The sequence below is a fragment of the Lascolabacillus massiliensis genome, from assembly GCF_001282625.1.
In the GTDB taxonomy this organism is placed as follows: domain Bacteria; phylum Bacteroidota; class Bacteroidia; order Bacteroidales; family Dysgonomonadaceae; genus Proteiniphilum; species Proteiniphilum massiliensis.
The window spans coordinates 226322-245991 of record NZ_CTEJ01000002.1; the positions used below are offsets into that span (position 1 = coordinate 226322).

Consider the following 19670-nt stretch of genomic DNA (forward strand, 5'->3'; position numbering starts at 1 on the left):
AATGAAGCAGATAGCATTCACTCTTCTGGTTATATTATCTCTTACCCTTATTCAAGGTTGCGATAAAAAGCCTGAAAGAATGGATGATTTTCTTGCCGAGTTCGCCACAGTGATTAAACAGGGTGACACCTACCGTTTCAAATTAGATAATGGTAAAGTACTATCACCGATTGAAGTTAAAGATTTTCACGGTAGTGATGGCGACAGGGTTATTTTATACTGGACACCCTTAAATGGTGATAAAATAGAAATTAAAAATATTACACCAGTATTCTCAGGTGATGTGCTTTTTGAAGGCTATCCCGAGAATTATAAAAATGACCCATTAAAAATTATAAGTGTGTGGGTTGAAGGTGACTATCTGAATTTAATTCTTGAGATTGAATATCACAGTACACCACATACAATTGCTCTTTATAAAGACACATCAACAGAAGGTACAGATCTATATCTTTCTCACTCAATGAATAATGATCCTCCCGGATACTTTCAAATTATGTATGCTTCATTCAGACTTAGCAAACTAAAAAGTCTGAACGAAACCGAAGTTCCATTCAGACTTTTTATATATTCAAATAAGGAATTGCGTCAATTCAATTTCACCCTAGTTGGAGCTTGTTAATGGTGGAATAGGCTGTTCATCAATAGTAAAATCTATCGGAAGCAGACACTTTACATTCACTTTTTCACCATTATTTTCACCCGGAGTCCATTTAGGCATTAAACCCAATACACGAATAGCTTCATTATTAAGAGCCTCATTTGATCCGCTCACAACTTCAATATTTGATATAGAGCCATCCTTGCCCACTATAAAGGAGCATAATATCCTGCCCTCAATACCCTGCTGTAATGCCTCTTTCGGGTAGCGCATGTTATATGATATAAAATTAGCCAGTTCCTTTTCACCATACTCATACACCGGCATTTTATCCACTATCGTATAAATCTCACTATTTTCCAGGATTGACTGGTCGGTCTTCGCATACGCTCTTGCTGTAGCAGAACTTGAAGTTCTTGTTGAGTACTGAACATTCTTGTTAAGTTTAAAATACATTGGAACATAAGTTTCCGACCTTACAATCTCTCCATTATGACGTGCAGGTCTCCATGGTGGCATATTTTTTAGAATACGCAACGCCTCTTCATTCAAGAGAGGATCTGCACGATGAATTATATTAAAATTGGAGAGTGAACCATCTTTTTCAACTACAAATGTATAAACTACCAAACCCTGTGCATTTCGTTCAGCAGCATCTGCCGGGTAACTTAATGTATTGGAAATAAAGCGGTGCATCTCAGCCGTTCCACCAGTAAACATAGGAACGATATCAGGATTTTCTACAATCTTGTCACTTTGAGATACCGGAACATTTTGAGCAATTGCATCTATTGTAGATAAAGAAGTAAAGCAAACTATAAAGAATGTTGCTATAACAGTGTGAATTTTACGTAGTTTCATGTAACAATTTTCTCTTAACTAATTTATTGCATTAATGTTACAAACTTACATAAAAAATATGATTTTCCTGTTACTGCAACAGCTCTTTTAAGATAAAACACCTCTAATTCTGTCATCAAAAGCAGTAAGGGCAGCTTTAGCTCCTTCACCCATGGAGATTATAATCTGCTTGTAAGGTACAGTTGTAACATCACCCGCTGCATATATACCCGGAACATTAGTGCGACAATGAGAATCTGTCTCTATTTCTCCGAATCTGTTAACATTAACAACACCTTTAAAAACAGAACTGTTTGGGGCTAGCCCTATCTGTATAAATACCCCATCTACATCTACAACCCTCTCCTCTTCAGTTTTTCTGTCTTTCACTTTCAAACCGCTAACTTTATTACCATCGCCAAGCACCTCCATTGTTTGAGAGCTTAAAAACAGTTCTACATTTGGCAAAGAGGCAACTTTCTCCTGTAGCACCTTATCAGCTTTAAGTTCATCAAGAAACTCAAATACAGTAACCTTTGAACATATTGCAGCTAAATCAATTGCAGCCTCAATACCTGAGTTTCCTCCACCTATAACAGCTACATGCTTATCTTTATAAAACGGTCCGTCACAATGCACACAGAATGCAACCCCTTTACCAATATGATCAGCTTCTCCGGGAACATTAAGCTTTTTCCAGTTAGCACCAGTTGCAATTATAAGAGCACCAGTTGCAAACCGCTCACCCCCTTTAACATGTACAATTTTCTCATTACCATCTACCTCAACTTTCTCAACAATTCTATGCTCAAGAATCGAGATAGGATACTCCTCCATATGTTTTCTAAGATCAACAGTAAGTTTTTCTCCAGTTGTCTGGGGTACTGAAATCATATTCTCGATTCCAGTAGTTTCCTTTACCTGTCCTCCTACTGTCTGAGCCAGCACTGCCACATTCAGCCCCTTTCGTGCAGAGTATATTGCCGCAGAAGCGCCTGCAGGACCTCCACCTACAACTAAAACATCAAACCTCCTGATTTCCGAATCAGTGGTCTCTTTTTCTACAACACCATACTTCTCTTCAAGTTTAGTCAATAGTGTTCCAAATTCACCCCTGCCCACATGAAGCAGTTCTCCATCAGCATATACAGCAGGTACAGCCTGAATCTTCAATGATTCAACCTCCTCCTTATAAATTGCACCGTCAACCATCTCATGTGTTATATCAGGATTGATAATTGCCATGAGATTAAGGGCCTGTACAACATCCGGGCAATTTGTACATGTTAGTGAAACATAAGTTGTAAGATTAATCTTTCCCTTTAATGATTCTACCCTCTTTCTTATAAATTCGTCAGGTTGATTTTTCCCTTTGCCATCACTATTCAGCACGGCCAACAGAAGTGAAGTAAATTCATGACCATTGGGTATACCTCTGAAGACCACACCTGTCTCTTCTCCATTTTTCAGCAGATTGAATGCAATGTAGTTTCCTTCATTTATTTTCAGAGAAAACTTTGGTGAACTTGCAACTACATCCTCCAGCAGCTCAACCAGTTCACTATAGCTTTCATGATCCTGAGATGCATATATATCAAATTGATATTCTGATTCTAAATTTGCAAAAATTGCTTTTAATTGTTCTTTTAATGAATTGTCGAGCATAATAACTATTTCATTTTTTATATAAAAAGCCCTCTGTTAATATTTATGGCCTGGCCATAGAAGATCGATCAGAGGGCTTGATTATGAGTTTAAAATTAAATTTTTCCTACAAGATCAATGCTTGGTTTAAGGGTTTCCTTACCTTTTTCCCATTTAGCAGGACAAACTTCATCTTTATGTTCAGCCACAAACTGAGCAGCCTCTATTTTGCGTACGAGTTCTGCAGCATTACGTCCAATTGGTCCGTCATTCACCTCAAGTACTTTCACAATACCCTCAGGATTAGCAACAAATGTTCCTCTGTAGGCCAGATAATCTTCTTCGTTAAGTACGCCAAACGCACGGCTTAACTCACCTGTATGATCAGCCAGCATAGGATACTTAATTTTATTTATGCTCTCTGATGTATCATGCCATGCCTTATGAGTGAAATGAGAGTCTGTACTAACAGAATATACCTCCACTCCGATTGATTGCAGGTATTCATACTTTTCTGCAACGTCTACAAGTTCTGTAGGGCATACGAAAGTGAAGTCGGCTGGATAGAAGAAAAATACCGACCATTTACCTAATGTGTCCTTATCTGTAATTGTTTTGAACTCACCATTGTGGTAAGCTTGTACTTTGAATTCCGGAATTCTTGAATTAATAATAGGTTGCATATAAATTAACTTTTAATATTAATAAACAGTGCAAAGATAAGATAGCGCTGACCTATTAAAAAGCTATACAATATCAATAATATCTATTTGTGGAAAATGCTTTTCTTATAACGTTCAAATGAGGGAATTACTAAAATCAGATTAAAGCTATATTGACTATTTTGTTTGTTAGTAATATAATAATTATTAATAGACATTTCATATTATATATAAATTTAAGAGATTCTCGTGTAAAAAACCTATCTTTGCACCCTAAAAAGATTGTTTTTATGTATGACATCCGAAATATCGCCATTATCGCACACGTTGATCATGGTAAAACAACCCTGGTTGATAAAATGTTGCTGGCAGGACACCTATTCAGAGAAAACCAGCAAACAGATGAGCTGATTTTAGATAATAATGAGCTTGAACGCGAACGTGGTATTACAATACTTTCCAAAAACGTTTCAATAAAATATGGAGACACAAAAATCAACATAATTGATACTCCGGGACACGCCGATTTTGGAGGTGAGGTTGAACGTGTACTTAACATGGCTGATGGTTGTCTGCTTGTTGTTGATGCATTTGAAGGACCAATGCCTCAAACAAGGTTTGTGTTGCAGAAAGCTTTGGAAATTGGACTGAAACCCATATTGGTTATTAATAAAGTTGACAAGCCCAACTGCCGTCCTGAAGAGGTTCAGGAAGAGGTATTCGATTTAATGTTTAGTCTGGATGCAACTGAGGAGCAACTTGATTTCCCTACGATATATGGTTCTGCAAAACAGGGATGGATGTCTGATGACTGGAAAAAACCTTCAGAAAATATCATACCACTGCTGGATGCTATTGTTAAACATATCCCTGCTCCAAAAGTATTGGAGGGTACACCGCAAATGCTAATTACATCTCTCGACTATTCTAACTATGTTGGAAGGATAGCTGTAGGCAGAGTACACAGAGGCACAATTTTCAATGGTAAAGATTATGCACTTTGCAAACGTGATGGTAGTATTAAGAGAATACGTATAAAAGAACTTGATATTTTTGAAGGATTAGGCCGTACAAAAGTAAACGAGGTAAACTCGGGCGATATATGTGCATTAATTGGAATTGAAGGATTCGAAATTGGAGATACAATTACAGATATAGATAAACCTGAACCACTTGATCCAATTGCTATTGATGAGCCAACCATGTCTATGTTATTCACAATAAACAACTCTCCATTTTTTGGTCAGGATGGTAAATATGTAACTTCAAGACATATTTATGAAAGATTAATGCGTGAACTTGACAAAAACCTTGCTTTGAGAGTGGAAGAGACTGAAAGCTCAGACTCATGGATAGTTTACGGTCGCGGTGTACTACACCTCTCTGTCCTTATAGAAACAATGCGTCGTGAAGGTTACGAGCTGCAGGTAGGTCAGCCCCAGGTAATCATCAAAGAGAAACATGGCGAAAAACATGAACCGGTGGAACAGTTAACAATAAACCTTCCTGAAGAGTATTCAAGTAAAATTATTGATGTTGTTACACGCCGAAAAGGTGAACTCCTTACCATGGAAAGTAAGGGTGACCGCATGCATATGGAGTTTGTGATTCCATCGAGAGGGATTATAGGCTTAAACAATATTGTACTAACCCTTTCAGCAGGTGAGGCTATTATGGCGCACCGATTCCTTGAATTTCAGCCCTGGAAAGGTGAAATTGAAAAAAGACAAAACGGTTCAATTATTGCTGGAGAATCAGGTAATGCTTATGCATATGCATTGGATAAACTGCAAGACAGAGGTCATTTTTTCATCTACCCACAAACAGATGTATATGCCGGTCAGGTAGTAGGAGAACAAAATAAAGAAGGCGACCTGGTAGTTAATGTTACCAAGTCAAAAAAACTTACCAACGTTCGTGCATCCGGTTCAGATGATAAAGCACAATTAGCTCCACCTGTTATCTTTAGTCTTGAAGAGGCTCTGGAATATATAAAGGATGATGAGTATGTTGAAGTCACTCCTAAACATATGCGAATAAGAAAAATACTTCTTGATGAAAACGATAGGAAAAGAGCATCAAAGAAATCTTAAAACCATAAAAATCAGATAAGCTATACTGAAATTAAGAGTAAGTTTAATTTAATAGAATAGCCGGTTATTAATGATTATAACCGGCTATTATTATAAACAGATCTCTACCTTATTGATCAGTTTATTTTATTCTGTATTTCTGCAAACTTATTTCCTATTAATAAGATTAACAAACTCCTCTCTTGTTTTTTGCTCACGGAATATACCAGTGAAGTCTGATGTAGTAGTAATTGAATTTTGCTTTTCTACTCCACGCATCTGCATACACATATGCTTAGCCTCAATAACAACCATCACACCCATAGGATTAAGTGTATTTTGAATACAATCTTTAATCTGCGTTGTCAATCTCTCCTGCACCTGCAGTCTTCTTGAAAAGACATCTACCACTCGTGCTATCTTACTTAGACCGGTGACATAACCATTGGGGATATATGCAACATGCGCTTTACCAAAAAACGGCAGCATATGATGCTCACACATTGAAAAGAAGTCGATATCCTTCACAATTACCATCTGGCGATAGTTTTCCTTAAACTGAGCAGAACGAAGTATCTCTTCAGGGCTCTGCCAATAACCTTTAGTCAGATATTGCATAGCCTTAGCTACTCTGTCCGGGGTTTTAATAAGTCCCTCGCGAGAAACATCTTCGCCAAGCAGAGAGAGGATCTCTCTCATGTGATCCGAAATAATGGATTTGTTTTTTTCTAATTCTTCAGATGACATTTTATTCCATTTATGAGGTTAGTTGACAGGTATTTTCACCTCATCTACAACAATATACATTTCTCTACCAAATGATGGAAATGATTCTCTTAATTTATGCAAAGCCTCTTCTGCTTCTCCCCGGTTTTCAAAATTACCTACCCTTAATCTCCAGAAAGGAGATTCAAATAGGACCACTGTCTCCAGATCTGGATATAACTGATTTATTTGGCTCTGCTTCCTGTTAGCCTCATCTCTTGATGTGCGTTGGTTATTGCCGGAGAACGCCTGTATTTTAAAACCTCTTGTTTTGTAATACTGTACTGCACCGTCTGCGGTTGTATATACAGTTCTTGGAGGCCCCACTGGTCTTCCCAGTATATGAGAAATACTCTCATCCTGATAAACAGTAACATCTCCTTTACCCTGAACATCTTTGTTCAACTCTTCAAGAATCTCATTTTTTTGTAATGATGTTTGTGCATTAACACCTGCAGATAGAAGAATTATTGCAATAAGAAGAATTCTATGGTTTGGGAAATATTTCATATTCTTTTTTTCTATTACTTCGCACAAAGATAAATAAATACCACAGACTCATAGTGAATCTGTGGTAAAATGTATAATAAATTTCTTTTAAAGTATTAAAAAGCTTCAATTATTGGCATGAATTTGTCAACACCCAGCGAAGCTCCACCTATTAAACCTCCATCTACATCAGGATTTGAGAATAGTTCTTTCGCGTTGCCTGCATTTGCACTACCTCCATAAAGTATAGAACAGTTCTCAGCAACTTCGTTGCCATACTTTTCAGCAATTGTCTTACGGATAAATGCATGCATCTCCTGAGCTTGATCAGGAGTGGCTGTTTTCCCTGTTCCAATTGCCCATACAGGTTCGTAAGCAAGAACTAGTTTACCGAAATCTTCAGCTGAAAGATCAAAAAGTGATTCTTCGATTTGTGATTTCACTACTTCGAAATGCTTTTCAGACTCTCTTTCTTCCAACACTTCACCTATACAGAATATTGGTGTAAGACCGTTTTTAAGAGCCAGCAATACTTTTTCTTTAAGTATTTCTGGGGTTTCGTGATAATATGCTCTGCGTTCGCTATGACCTAAAATAACATATTTGGCTCCTGTTGAAGCGACCATTGCTGCAGACACTTCACCGGTATATGCACCAGATTCTTTATCTGCACAGTTTTGTGCTGCAACTCCTATTTTTGTTGTATCAACTACATTTGCTACTCCTGCAAGATGAATAAATGGTGTACCAATAATTACATCGCAATTTACAGTTTTGCCTTTCAGTGCTTCGTTTAACTCTTCTGCAAGCTGAATTCCCTCCTGAAGGGTTTTGTTCATTTTCCAGTTTCCTGCTACAATATTCTTTCTCATGTTTATATAATTAATTTATTATTAATTTCAATTACTTTTTTCTGTATGACACCTTAAGAATTAACAAAGGTACGAAAAAGAGGATTATAGATATTAATAACTCAGTCCCTTTTCCCTGATCAGGTTTTTTAATTAACAGATTTTCAGGTGATGGCACTTTGCTATCATCCCATTTATTGATTACAGTACCCTCTTTTATTAACATTAATCCGGGGTTAGCCCTAATCATTGTTTTCAAAGTTCTCTCGTCGGCATGACAAAACTGAACTCCAGTATTATGCTTAGCCTCCCACTCTTTTACAGAGTTAGTTGATGATGCAGTAAGAAGATAAAATGGATACCCTTTTTCATCAGCATAATTTACAATATCATTAAACCTGGGAAGATACCTTTCAGACATTTTTTCTAGTGAATATGAAACCATGATGAATGTATATGTGGTATCTGAAAGAATTAAATCTGTAATATCTCCCCCTACATTCCACTCACCGGACTCATCCAAATATAAAGATTCAATTGCGAAATCCTCTATCGCTGGTTTTATTCCCTCTTTTACCAAACGAGTTTCCATATCTATAAAAATCCATGATGAATCATTCCATGGGTAATCCGACTCGCTAAACTCTTTCTCAACACCATCCTTACTATATATGAATATAGTCTCGTATATATCTGCTTTATCAGGATCAACAAACATCTGATCTGGGATATTTGCTCCTATTTTATATGGACGGAAGTCAATAATTGGTAGATTATAAGTGTTGTGCAGAGAAAAGAGCAGTCCATATAGAATAATAAAAAAAGAAGCAATCGCAGCTTTTTTTGATGAGAACAGTGGAGTAATCTTTTTCCATTTAATTACCAAAAAAGCAATTCCTGCAAAAAGTATGATGTTTTTATAGAATGAGACCCAGTTACTAATAACCAGTGCATCACCAAAACAACCACAATCTGCAACAGGATTTGTTAAAGCAATCCAAAAAGTCAGTGGAGTAAAAAACACCATAAATAACCCTATAAGTCTGGTAGTCACTTTACTGTTTATCCCTAGAAGAAGAAACACTCCTAAAACGAACTCTGCAACTACCATTATGATAGCTAACGTGAGTGCAATTGAAAAAAGGCCTTCAAGATTAAGAGAGATGAGGTAATCTTGCATTTTATAAGTGAAACCAAGTGGATCCACAGCTTTTACAAAGCCGGAAAATGCAAATGTAGCTCCAACTATCACTCGGGACAGTTCTACTATAATTTTTTCTAAAACAATTTTCTGTTTCACCCGATTAAAATCTTGACTTATAGATTATTCCTAGTTTATATTTTGATTTTCGATCAATGCAGATCATTAACCTGCTTATTTGAATCGGTACAATCTTCCGGGAAATGAAGTTTAATCAATCCAAAAATTGCATAGTTTATCATGTCCATATAATTTGCATCTACTCCTTCAGATATCAACGTTTGACCGTCGTTGCACTCAATCTCTTTAGTACGGTATATTTTCATAAGGATGAGATCTGTGTAGGAGCTTACTCTCATGCTTCGCCATGCTTCATCATAATCATGATTCTTAGCATACATCAGTTGTTTAGTATTTTCAAGAAACCCGTCATATAACTCAAGCGCTTTCTCGTTTGTAATATCAACAGTATCTGCAAATCCTAATTTAAGCTGGATGAGTCCGATAATCCCATAATTAACTATTGCAATGAATTCAGGAAAAATACCTTCATCAACCATCTTCTCTTTTTTGGTTTCAAGTGTACGAATTCTGTTTGCCTTGATAAAAATTTGATCTGTAACAGAAGTTGGTCGTAATATTCGCCAAGAGGCTCCATAATCTTGTAATTTACGGGCAAAGATATCGCGACATATTCCAGCTACTTCGTCGAACTGAATATTAGTTATATTCATTGGATTTCTCTTTATTTATTTTTTAACGTAAAACAACCTAACAAAGATAAACAAAAAAAAGGTACAAGTTTGATATCCTGTACCTTTTTTAAGACATATACGCCTTTTATTTTATTATGAGACTCGTATAGATTTACCTACACGCAGTACTGTTTTTGTAGTCATATTGTTTAAAGTACATAGTTTACTTACACTAGTACCATAACGTTTGGAAATAGCGCCCAATGTATCTCCCTTTTGTATTCTGTGATACTGTACTTCTCCTGATACAAACTTATTGGAAGCATTTTCAGGCTCTTTGTAATTATTACTATCTTCCGATGTTCTTATTACTGATCTGCTGCTGGAATTTGTTTTCTTGTAACTTGAATTGGTAACAAGATACTCATCCTTGTGAACAGTTTTATTTGGGAAGTCTATAATAAAATTGGGGTTGATTGGTTTACCCAAGAAACGTGTTTCAAAATGCAGATGTGAACCAAATGAACGTCCAGTATTTCCAGCAAGTCCTATAGGCTGACCAGACTTAACAAAATCATTCTCTTCAACCAGAAACTTTGAAAGGTGTCCGTAAACTGTTTCCAGTCCATTCACATGTCTGATAACCAAATAATAACCATAACCACTTCTTTCAAAACGCTTAACTCTGATTTTGCCGTCGAATGCAGCATAAATAGTGTCTCCTGTCTGAGCCTTTATATCAATACCATAGTGATAACGACGACTACCTCTTCTTCCAAAGTTGGATGTCATGTGTCCATCAGCAGGCATGGTAAAATTATCCAAATCTACTATAAATGTATCCGGCGCATTCTTAAGACTGCCATACATATTGACATATCTGTTTTCCCACATACCCCCGTATAAATCATCAGCAGGTATATCATTTGGATTAAATTCCTCTCTTTGCTCTTCAGCATCATCCAGTACAGACAAATCAAGTTTAAGCTTAAGTCCATCAGCAAACAGACTCTGCTTTTCATTTAAGTTTGAACTATGTACTTGCTTATAATTAACTTCTGGTCTGCTTTTTTCAGCAGACTCCTGTTTAACTTGTGAGAATGAGTTTAATGAAACAAACATCAAGGCTGCCGGTAGTAAAACTCTTGCTTTTGAAAACAAATTATATATCTCCATCGATACCTTGTTTTATATCAAATTTCATATAATTACTTTTTTATTGCAATTAATATTCATCGTTTGCATAAATACTCTGAATATTTATTTGCGGATAATCAAAGATTTCATCTGTAGTAAAGAATCGTGCTAATTCGGTTTGTGCAGTTTCATAAGAATCAGAAGCATGTACTATATTTTCCTGGACACTAATGCTATAGTCTCCCCGGATCGTGCCAGGCTGAGCATCTCTTCCATTTGTCACTCCGGTGATTTTCCTTACAACATTCACAGCATCAACTCCTTTTAGTGCCATAACAACTACAGGGCTAGCCTGCATTGAATCTTTAATACGCCCATAAAAAGGTTTGTTTACTAAATGAGAATAGTGAATCTTCAGTACCTCATCCGACAGGTTAATCATTTTCATTCCTACAATCTGGAGGCCTTTTTTTTCAAACCGAGAGATGACTTCTCCCAGTATTGCTCGCTGAATAGCGGAGGGCTTCAGAATTACTAATGTTACCTGCATTTAATTAAAACTACTACTTAACAACTTTTTTATTACAGATTTTTTTCCTTAATCGATGTCAAAGTAAAGTTTTTATTATTTGAACTCCAAATTATCGACTAGCTTTTTTCACATGTAACATTTGAATAAGCCTCTTAAATTCGACCTACAACTCTGTTTTTCAATATATTAACCATAAACATGTTATAGAACACATTTTGTCGATTTTAAGATCATTATACTATTATTAAATATCAATTTACAACTTTTTCACTCAAATCAGTTTCAATAAGTCATTAACACGATAAAAAAATTATTACACTATTAAAGTGGTAATTAATCAGCATATTAATATATGGAGAATAGAGGCGCAATTCACGTTTTTTAATAAGAAAGACTTAAAATCCTCTCAAAACAGACAATCGTATAAAGAGATTTAAGTATCTTTGCTCCACTTTTTATATTAAATCTGTATGATTCAGGTTGATGCCATGAATCAAAACTAATAAGAAAAATGTCTAAATACAAGCTTATCAATAACATCTCGGGTTGGGTGGTTTTTGCGATTGCTGCCACAGTTTATCTTCTTACAATAGAACCTACAGCCAGTTTCTGGGATTGTGGAGAATTTATAACATCAGCATACAAGCTTGAAGTTGGACATCCACCAGGTGCTCCTTTTTTTATGCTTGTTGGCAACTTCTTCACACAACTGGCAAAAGATCCTTCGCAGGTAGCAATGATGGTAAATATTATGTCCGCTCTTATGAGTGCATTTACTATTTTGTTCCTTTTCTGGACAATAACTCACCTAACTAGAAAACTATTACAAAAAAGCAGTGATGTTGTTTTAAATGCTGGTCAAACTACCGCAGTTATTGGAAGCGGAATTGTAGGTGCACTTGTTTATACCTTTTCTGATACATTTTGGTTTTCAGCAGTTGAAGGTGAAGTATATGCCTTTTCATCAATGCTAACTGCACTTGTATTCTGGTTGATTCTAAAATGGGAAGATAATGCAGACAAACCACACTCAGATAAATGGTTAGTACTCATTGCTTATGTAATGGGGCTCTCAATAGGCGTCCATCTGCTAAATCTGTTGTGTATACCTGCAATTGTTCTTGTATACTATTTTAAGAAAAATGAAAAAGCCAACTGGAAAGGGGCTTTAAAAGCTCTTCTAGTTTCATTTGGACTTATCATAATATTGATGTGGGGAGTAATACCAGGTTTCACTAAAATTGGAGGATGGTTTGAACTTCTGTTTGTTAACAGCTTTGGATTACCATATAATTCAGGAGTATTATTTTATTTACTGATACTGGTTGGAACAATTACAATGGGACTTTACTACACCATATCTTCCAGTAGTAATGAAAGAAATGCAAGAATTGCATTCTTTGCTACACTGGCTTTGACTGGTGTATTGTTTATAAGTGGAAGTCCCTGGCTTTGGGTAATACTTATTGCTACAGTCGCATATATAGTTTTCAAATCCAAGAAAATAAGCATGAGGTTTATAAACCTATCAATTTCATGCTTCATGGTGATTCTAGTTGGTTTCTCAGCTTATGCTCTGATACCAATAAGATCAAGTGCTAACCCACCGCTCGATCTTAATTCACCCGAAGATATATTCTCACTTGGAAGCTACCTGAATCGCGAACAGTATGGACAGACTCCGCTGATACATGGTACAACTTATGCGTCTAAGATAGCGAGAAGTGCAGACGGTACTGCAATTATAGAAGGTGAGCGTGTAAGTTATAAACAGGTTGTGAAAAATTCCCCTGATGAAAAGGATCGTTATGAGAAGACCACTTCACCAATATATAAATACACTAATACAATGCTCCTGCCAAGGATGCATTCAAACCCTAATAATCCAGCATTTCAGAATCATATTATGGGTTATGAGAGATGGGGAGGTGTTACAGATCAAAACAAGAAACCTTCATTTTTTCAGAATCTGAAGTTCATGTTTGGTTACCAGTTCAATTATATGTACTGGCGATATTTTATGTGGAATTTCTCTGGGAGACAAAATGATATACAGGGTGATGGAGGAATAACTGCAGGTAACTGGATTACCGGTATTTCCTTTATTGATGAACATGTACTGGGTCTTGGACCTCAGGATGATATTGCTCCTGATATTGTTAATAACAAAGGAAGGAATAAATACTATATGTTGCCACTCATATTAGGTATCATAGGTATTTTATATCAGCTAAAGCTAAAAGAAAGAGGAATGCAGAGCTTTATAGTTGTATTTCTGCTGTTCTTTATGACAGGTCTGGCAATTATTCTTTATCTAAATCAGACATTCATGGAGCCAAGAGAAAGGGATTATGCCTATGCAGGATCATTCTACGCTTTTTCAATATGGATTGGAATGGGAGTTGCAGGGATATCTCTATTCCTCAAAAAATATATAAAAAACACTCGAGTTGCTACTGTAGTTGCATCTGTAGCCTGCTTGTTTGTTCCAATACAGATGGCATCTCAGAATTGGGATGACCATGATCGTTCAGGCAGAACTCTTGCTCGTGACACAGGAATGAATTATCTGAGTAGTGTAGGAGAAAATGCTATTCTATTTACAAATGGGGATAATGATACCTACCCTCTGTGGTATGTTCAGGAGACCGAAGGCTTCAGAACAGATGTAAGGGTTACAAATTTGAGTTTCCTGCAAACGGAATGGTATATAGATCAGCTTTTAAAGCCTGCTTATGAATCTGAACCATTACCAATAAAATGGTCTCGCCCAAGATACTCGGGTGATGATGGTAGTGCGGCTTTTGTCATTTCAAAAGAAGAAATTGAAAGTGTACTAAGGCAGAGTGAGATTCCTTCTGTTTCTTATGGTAATTATTACGACAGAAACGCGTTCCGTGATACAATCTCACTGAAACAGACTATGGAGAATTTAAGGACAGGTGAAAACTCTCGACCTGCAAATCCTTTTAACACAGGTAATACACAGGTTATTCCTGGTGATATCCTTTATCTGGATGTTGACAGTTCTGCCGTTGACTGGAAAAATATGGCTGCTAAACCTACTGACAAGATGCTGATAAATCTTTCAGGGAAACAGGCTGTTTACAGGCATGAACTGATGGTTCTGGAGCTTCTCACTAATCTTAATGATGACAACTGGAATAGACCACTCTATTACGCTACAACAATCACTCCTTCACTATATATGAATTTGCAGGATCATAACTTCTCTCTGAATGGTCTCGCCTATCAGGTAGTTCCGGGAGAACCTCTTAATAATGGTGTGAACCTGGAGGCTGCATTCGATAATATGGTTAATAAATTCAGATGGGGTGGTCTTGAAAATGATCCTGATATTTATATGGATCAAACCAGTAGAAGAATGTTGTCAACATTCAGGTTATATTTCACTCATTTGGTTGATGCTCTAGTCGATGCAGGGGAAAATGAGAAAGCTTTGACAGCTCTCGATAAAATCACTTCAATGATACCTGACAGTGCTGTTTCATATGGAACTGACGGTGTTATCTTTGCTAGAGCATACTACAAGCTTGGTGAATATGAAAAAGCAAATGAGCTTATCACAGAAATCCATAACAGGATTAATGCAAACCTAAACTGGTTCGAGAGATTAAAGCCTGTACAGATTGCAAATACAATGACTGATATTATATATAATAATGTTAGTCCGCTAATGCTAGTTAAAAATATTTATCAGCAGTATGATAAAGAGAAATATAAGCTGTTGACAGATGACCTATTACAAAGAGCACAGGTTTACTATATGAAAGGTATTCCTTATGTAGGAGATACTATTTTAAGAGAGATCACTGATAGTGCAGTAAGGGGTTATTACTCCGTACCTTCTGATGATACAATACGTCGTGCCGAAGAGGAAGAGATTATGCAAAAAGCAATGGGTGTAATGAAGCAATTTAATCCTCGATTACTCGAACAATATAGTAGTTCAACACAATAGTAGAAATATAATAAGAGTGCCGGGTAGTGTAGTGATATATTACCTGGCATCTCTTGTGTTAAATAAACGTTCATTATATGCTAATTGAACAACCACCAATACTATATAGGTTATTATTTCCAAATTCGATCTGGCGACTTAGAGTACCGGATAAAAAAACTGTATATCTTACATTTGATGATGGCCCTATACCTGAAGTTACACCTTGGGTACTGAGCATATTAAACAAATATAATATAAAGGCAACCTTCTTCTGTGTTGGAGATAATGTTCGCAAATATGGTCATATATATGATCAGATTATAAAAGAAGGACACATAACCGGCAATCACACTTTTCACCACATGCAGGGATGGAAAAATTCGCCTAAGAAGTTCCTGAGTGATACAAATGATGCCGGTAAATTAATAAATTCACAACTATTTAGACCACCTCATGGTCATATGATTTTTCCTCAACCAGGTTTATTGAAGAAAAATGGATATAAAATTATAATGTGGGATGTGGTGACTCGAGATTATAGTAGATTTATGACACCTGAGCAGGTACTCGCAAATGTAAAAAGGTATACCCGTGACGGATCGGTGATTGTATTTCATGATTCACTAAAAGCAGAAAAGAATTTAAGATATGCTTTGCCTCTTTCAATTGAATGGTTGCTTGAGCAGGGATACTCTTTTGAATTGATCCCTTCTTATAGATAGTTAAAATCACCTTTTTCAAAATAATATTATTAAAGTTTCTGTTTATATAATGGAAACAAGTGTTTTATTGTTGTCAAGAGAGACAATAATAGGGTTTTTTGTGTTAAATAATGTTATTTTGATGAAAAATGATAGTATTATGCATTGCATAGTACAATATTTGGCATACATTTGCACTATTCAAAATTTAGTGTAACTTAAAATTAAAGCGCCGAATGATAACAATCAGGCAATTACATAAATCTTATCACACCGAAGCACTCCCACTTCACGTACTTAAAGGAATAGATTTACAAATAGATAAAGGTGAATATGTTTCCATAACAGGAGCATCAGGTTCAGGCAAATCAACTTTGCTTAATATTATCGGAATATTGGACACTTATGATTCGGGTGATTATTACCTGAATGGCAGCCTTATAAAAGGTTTATCAGAAACCGAAGCTGCACATTACAGAAATGAAATGATAGGATTTGTGTTTCAATCTTTCAATTTGATTAATTTCAAGAATGCTCTCGAAAACGTAGCTCTCCCACTCTACTATAAAAAAGTAAGCCGCAAAAAACGCAATATTATTGCAATGGAGCATCTTGATAAAATGGGATTAAAAGATTGGGCTCATCACTTACCAAATGAAATGTCGGGTGGACAAAAACAGCGTGTAGCAATAGCAAGAGCAATGATTTCAAACCCTAAGATAATATTAGCGGACGAACCTACAGGTGCACTTGACAGTACAACGACTAAAGAGGTTATGGAGGTACTAACTAATCTTAATAAAGAGGGAATTACTACCATAATTGTAACTCATGAGAAATCTGTTTCTGAAGCCACCAATCGTATTATCCACCTGAAAGATGGTATGATTGAGTATGAGACCAGAAAGGATAATGGTATTCATGTTACAACTCAAAATCTAAATTATCAGTCTTTATGATAGACCTTCTGCAGGAAATATTCGAGACACTCAAAAAAAACAAGATGCGTACTACCTTGACAGGCTTGTCTGTCTCATGGGGTATATTCATACTTATTGTTCTGCTTGGTGCGGGCAATGGTCTGCAAAATGGTGTAATACAAAATTTCAGTTCAAGAGCTGTGAACCGAGTTAATCTATACCCGGGAAGGACCTCTATACCTCATAATGGACTCAAATCCGACCGACAACTTTCATTCACTAATGAAGAGGTGGATTTTATTAGAGAGGAGGTTTCTGAAAGCAGGCTGATAACAGCACGACTTAACAACACTATGAATATTACTTATGGTAATGAATTCGGGTCTTACGAAATAAGGGGGGTAATGCCTAACTATTGGTTAATAGAAAAATTAATAATCAAACCAGGTGATGGCCGCTTTATTAATCACCTCGATATGAAAGAGCATAACAAGGTAATAGTACTTGATAAAAAAATAGCCGATCTATTGTTTCCCGGTGAATCTGCTTTAGGTAAAACTGTAAAGGTGGGCAACCTAATGTTTAAAGTTGTTGGAATAAATTCTAAGAAGGAGGACTGGGGTGGTTCAAGAGCCTATATTCCATTCACAACTTCCCAGTCGATATTTAATCCAAGCGGGAAATTCTACAACATTGTATTTACTGTTGATGGGCTTAATACAAAAGAGGCTAATGATAAATTCAATGAAACTTTGAGAACCATGATGAGCAGGAGGCTCAATTTCAATCCTGAAGATGAGCAAGCTCTTTGGATTAGTAATGCCCAGTCAGAGTATGTTGAAACAATGAAGATATTTGGCGGTATAACTCTTTTTGTAACTATAATCGGGATATTAACTCTTATTGCCGGAATAGTTGGTGTTAGTAATATTATGTTAGTCTCTGTAAAAGAGAGAACACGTGAAATTGGCATACGCAAAGCTATAGGTGCCAAGCCATCATCAATATTAAAGACTATAATACTTGAATCTATTATAATTACAACAATATTTGGCTATATCGGATTAATAATGGGTATTGGTCTCACTGAAATTGTTAATTTCATCATGGAACAGGCTGCAAACGGACAACCGGTTTCTGACGAACCCCAAATGTCGGTTTTCACCAATCCAACAGTAGAGATTGGCTATGCAATCTTTGCAACTATTGTACTTATTATCTCAGGTGTAATTGCAGGATATCTGCCAGCTCGCAAAGCTGTAAAGGTGAAGCCCATTGAGGCCATGAGACAGGAATAAAATTTAAGAAATCAATGAAAATATTCGATTTAGATAGATTACAAGAGATCTGGATTACCATAACTCATAATAAATCCAGAAGTGTACTCACTGCCTTTGGTGTTTTCTGGGGAATGTTTATGCTTGTGTTAATGGTAGGTGCAGGATCTGCGCTTGAAAGTGGAATATCTTCTCAAGTTGAAGGATTTGCAACCAATTCTGCATTCTTCGCATCTTCTCCAACTTCACTTCCATATAAAGGATTTCAGAAAGGTAGAAACTGGAATATGACAAACAGTGATATCCCAATTATCAAACAACGTGTTGATGAACTGGAATATTTGTCCCCTGTGCTTTTTGCCGGTGGTAGTGATGAAAATGTGGTGAGAGGAGAAAAAAAAGGTTCCTATCTAGTTAAAGGATGCTACCCTGAATATGATCTCATAGAAAAAAGTAAACTATTGTATGGTAGGTATGTAAATGATATAGATATAGCTGAAAGAAGAAAAGTTTGCGTAATTGGAGAACGTATTTATGAAGTACTTTTTCAGAAAGGACAAGACCCTACAGGTCAACAGATCAGGGTTAACGGCATTTACTTTCAGGTAATAGGTGTAGCCAGAAGCACTTCGGGTGTTAGCATTGGAGGTCGCACTGAAGAAACAGTTGTTCTACCTTTTTCTACAATGCAGCAAGCTTTTAATCAAGGTAATATAATACACTTTTTAGCTGCTACAGCAGATAGAGGTGTCCCTGTGAAGATAGTTCAGGATAAGATTCTTGAAATACTTAAACAACAGCATCAAATTTCGCCGGATGACAAGGAGGCTGTATTTACTATGAATATAGAAGAACAGTTTAAGATGTTCAACTACCTTGGGATAGGAATATCAGCATTAATATGGATTGTTGGATTGGGGACACTGTTTGCAGGTGCAATAGGTGTAAGTAATATAATGTTGGTTACTGTACGTGAAAGAACTAAGGAGATTGGTATCAGACGAGCTTTGGGTGCTACTCCACGAAACATCATTGGACAGATACTAAGTGAAAGTGTTGTACTTACTGTAATTGCAGGAGTAACTGGAATTATAGTAGGAGTAGGACTACTCAGGGCTACAGGTATCGTTTTGAGTCAGGGTGATCAGTTCTTTAAAGATCCGCAAATCTCATTTTCAATGGCAGTAATCTCATTAATCATACTTATTGTTATTGGAACATTTGCAGGATATATCCCTGCACAGCGAGCTATGATGATTAAACCGGTTGAAGCAATCAGTGAAGAATAATTGATACTAAAAACAGATAACTAAATAAAA

Annotated in this window: 17 protein-coding genes; 7 read left to right on the forward strand and 10 right to left on the reverse strand. The window is 36.3% G+C overall.

The window, feature by feature from the left end; translation table 11 throughout:
* The first annotated feature begins 1 nt into the window (after position 1).
* A complete protein-coding gene (locus BN1354_RS05720) occupies positions 2-622 on the forward strand; it encodes a NigD1/NigD2 family lipoprotein (RefSeq protein ID WP_053826502.1) in 621 nt (206 codons plus the stop codon).
* On the opposite strand, the gene BN1354_RS05725 is transcribed toward BN1354_RS05720, so the two are convergent.
* From BN1354_RS05725 to ahpC, 3 genes are all read right to left on the reverse strand, one after another.
* Positions 605-1462 carry an energy transducer TonB gene (locus BN1354_RS05725; protein ID WP_045089346.1) on the reverse strand — a complete coding sequence of 286 codons (858 nt, stop codon included), beginning with the start codon at positions 1460-1462 and terminating at the stop codon, positions 605-607. The genes BN1354_RS05720 and BN1354_RS05725 overlap by 18 nt on opposite strands.
* 87 nt (positions 1463-1549) lie before the next feature.
* Positions 1550-3106: an alkyl hydroperoxide reductase subunit F gene (gene ahpF, locus BN1354_RS05730; RefSeq protein ID WP_053826503.1), complete on the reverse strand. Its 1557-nt coding sequence runs from the start codon at positions 3104-3106 to the stop codon at positions 1550-1552.
* A gap of 95 nt (positions 3107-3201) precedes the next feature.
* Positions 3202-3768 carry an alkyl hydroperoxide reductase subunit C gene (ahpC, locus tag BN1354_RS05735; RefSeq protein WP_045089344.1) on the reverse strand — a complete coding sequence of 189 codons (567 nt, stop codon included), beginning with the start codon at positions 3766-3768 and terminating at the stop codon, positions 3202-3204.
* A gap of 269 nt (positions 3769-4037) precedes the next feature.
* Here ahpC and typA point away from each other — a divergent pair, with 269 nt between their 5' ends.
* Positions 4038-5840 carry a translational GTPase TypA gene (gene typA / locus BN1354_RS05740; RefSeq protein WP_053826504.1) on the forward strand — a complete coding sequence of 601 codons (1803 nt, stop codon included), beginning with the start codon at positions 4038-4040 and terminating at the stop codon, positions 5838-5840.
* A 147-nt stretch (positions 5841-5987) separates the two neighbouring features.
* Here the strand turns inward: typA and folE are convergent, their stop codons facing one another.
* From folE to ndk, 7 genes are all read right to left on the reverse strand, one after another.
* Positions 5988-6566 (reverse strand): GTP cyclohydrolase I FolE, encoded by a 579-nt coding sequence (folE, locus tag BN1354_RS05745; RefSeq protein WP_045089342.1) that lies wholly within the window; start codon positions 6564-6566, stop codon positions 5988-5990.
* 18 nt (positions 6567-6584) lie between these two features.
* Positions 6585-7094 (reverse strand): SPOR domain-containing protein, encoded by a 510-nt coding sequence (locus tag BN1354_RS05750; RefSeq protein ID WP_045089341.1) that lies wholly within the window; start codon positions 7092-7094, stop codon positions 6585-6587.
* Positions 7095-7189: 95 nt separating this feature from the next.
* Positions 7190-7945 carry a triose-phosphate isomerase gene (gene tpiA, locus BN1354_RS05755; RefSeq protein WP_053826505.1) on the reverse strand — a complete coding sequence of 252 codons (756 nt, stop codon included), beginning with the start codon at positions 7943-7945 and terminating at the stop codon, positions 7190-7192.
* A 31-nt stretch (positions 7946-7976) separates the two neighbouring features.
* Positions 7977-9224 (reverse strand): BT_3928 family protein, encoded by a 1248-nt coding sequence (locus BN1354_RS05760; protein WP_074010738.1) that lies wholly within the window; start codon positions 9222-9224, stop codon positions 7977-7979.
* 53 nt (positions 9225-9277) lie between these two features.
* A complete protein-coding gene (locus BN1354_RS05765; protein ID WP_045089338.1) occupies positions 9278-9859 on the reverse strand; it encodes a DUF1599 domain-containing protein in 582 nt (193 codons plus the stop codon).
* 114 nt (positions 9860-9973) lie between these two features.
* The gene (locus tag BN1354_RS05770; protein WP_053826506.1) at positions 9974-10996 is read right to left on the reverse strand and encodes a peptidoglycan DD-metalloendopeptidase family protein; all 1023 of its coding nucleotides are present in this window, start codon (positions 10994-10996) and stop codon (positions 9974-9976) included.
* Positions 10997-11045: 49 nt separating this feature from the next.
* Positions 11046-11507 (reverse strand): nucleoside-diphosphate kinase, encoded by a 462-nt coding sequence (ndk, locus tag BN1354_RS05775; protein ID WP_045089336.1) that lies wholly within the window; start codon positions 11505-11507, stop codon positions 11046-11048.
* Positions 11508-12000: 493 nt separating this feature from the next.
* On the opposite strand from ndk, the gene BN1354_RS05780 reads away from it, so the two are divergent.
* From BN1354_RS05780 to BN1354_RS05800, 5 genes are all read left to right on the forward strand, one after another.
* Entirely contained in the window at positions 12001-15471 is a 3471-nt protein-coding gene (locus BN1354_RS05780) for a glycosyltransferase family 117 protein (protein ID WP_053826507.1), read from the forward strand.
* 77 nt (positions 15472-15548) lie between these two features.
* Positions 15549-16175, forward strand: coding sequence for a polysaccharide deacetylase family protein (locus tag BN1354_RS05785; protein ID WP_053826508.1), 627 nt, complete (start codon positions 15549-15551; stop codon positions 16173-16175).
* Between the two features lie 215 nt (positions 16176-16390).
* Positions 16391-17113, forward strand: a complete 723-nt coding sequence (locus BN1354_RS05790; RefSeq protein ID WP_045089333.1) for an ABC transporter ATP-binding protein — start codon at positions 16391-16393, stop codon at positions 17111-17113.
* Positions 17110-18372: an ABC transporter permease gene (locus BN1354_RS05795; protein WP_053826509.1), complete on the forward strand. Its 1263-nt coding sequence runs from the start codon at positions 17110-17112 to the stop codon at positions 18370-18372. Before BN1354_RS05790 ends, BN1354_RS05795 begins: the two co-directional genes overlap by 4 nt.
* 20 nt (positions 18373-18392) lie before the next feature.
* A complete protein-coding gene (locus BN1354_RS05800) occupies positions 18393-19640 on the forward strand; it encodes an ABC transporter permease (RefSeq protein WP_053827221.1) in 1248 nt (415 codons plus the stop codon).
* The last annotated feature ends 30 nt before the right edge of the window (positions 19641-19670 follow it).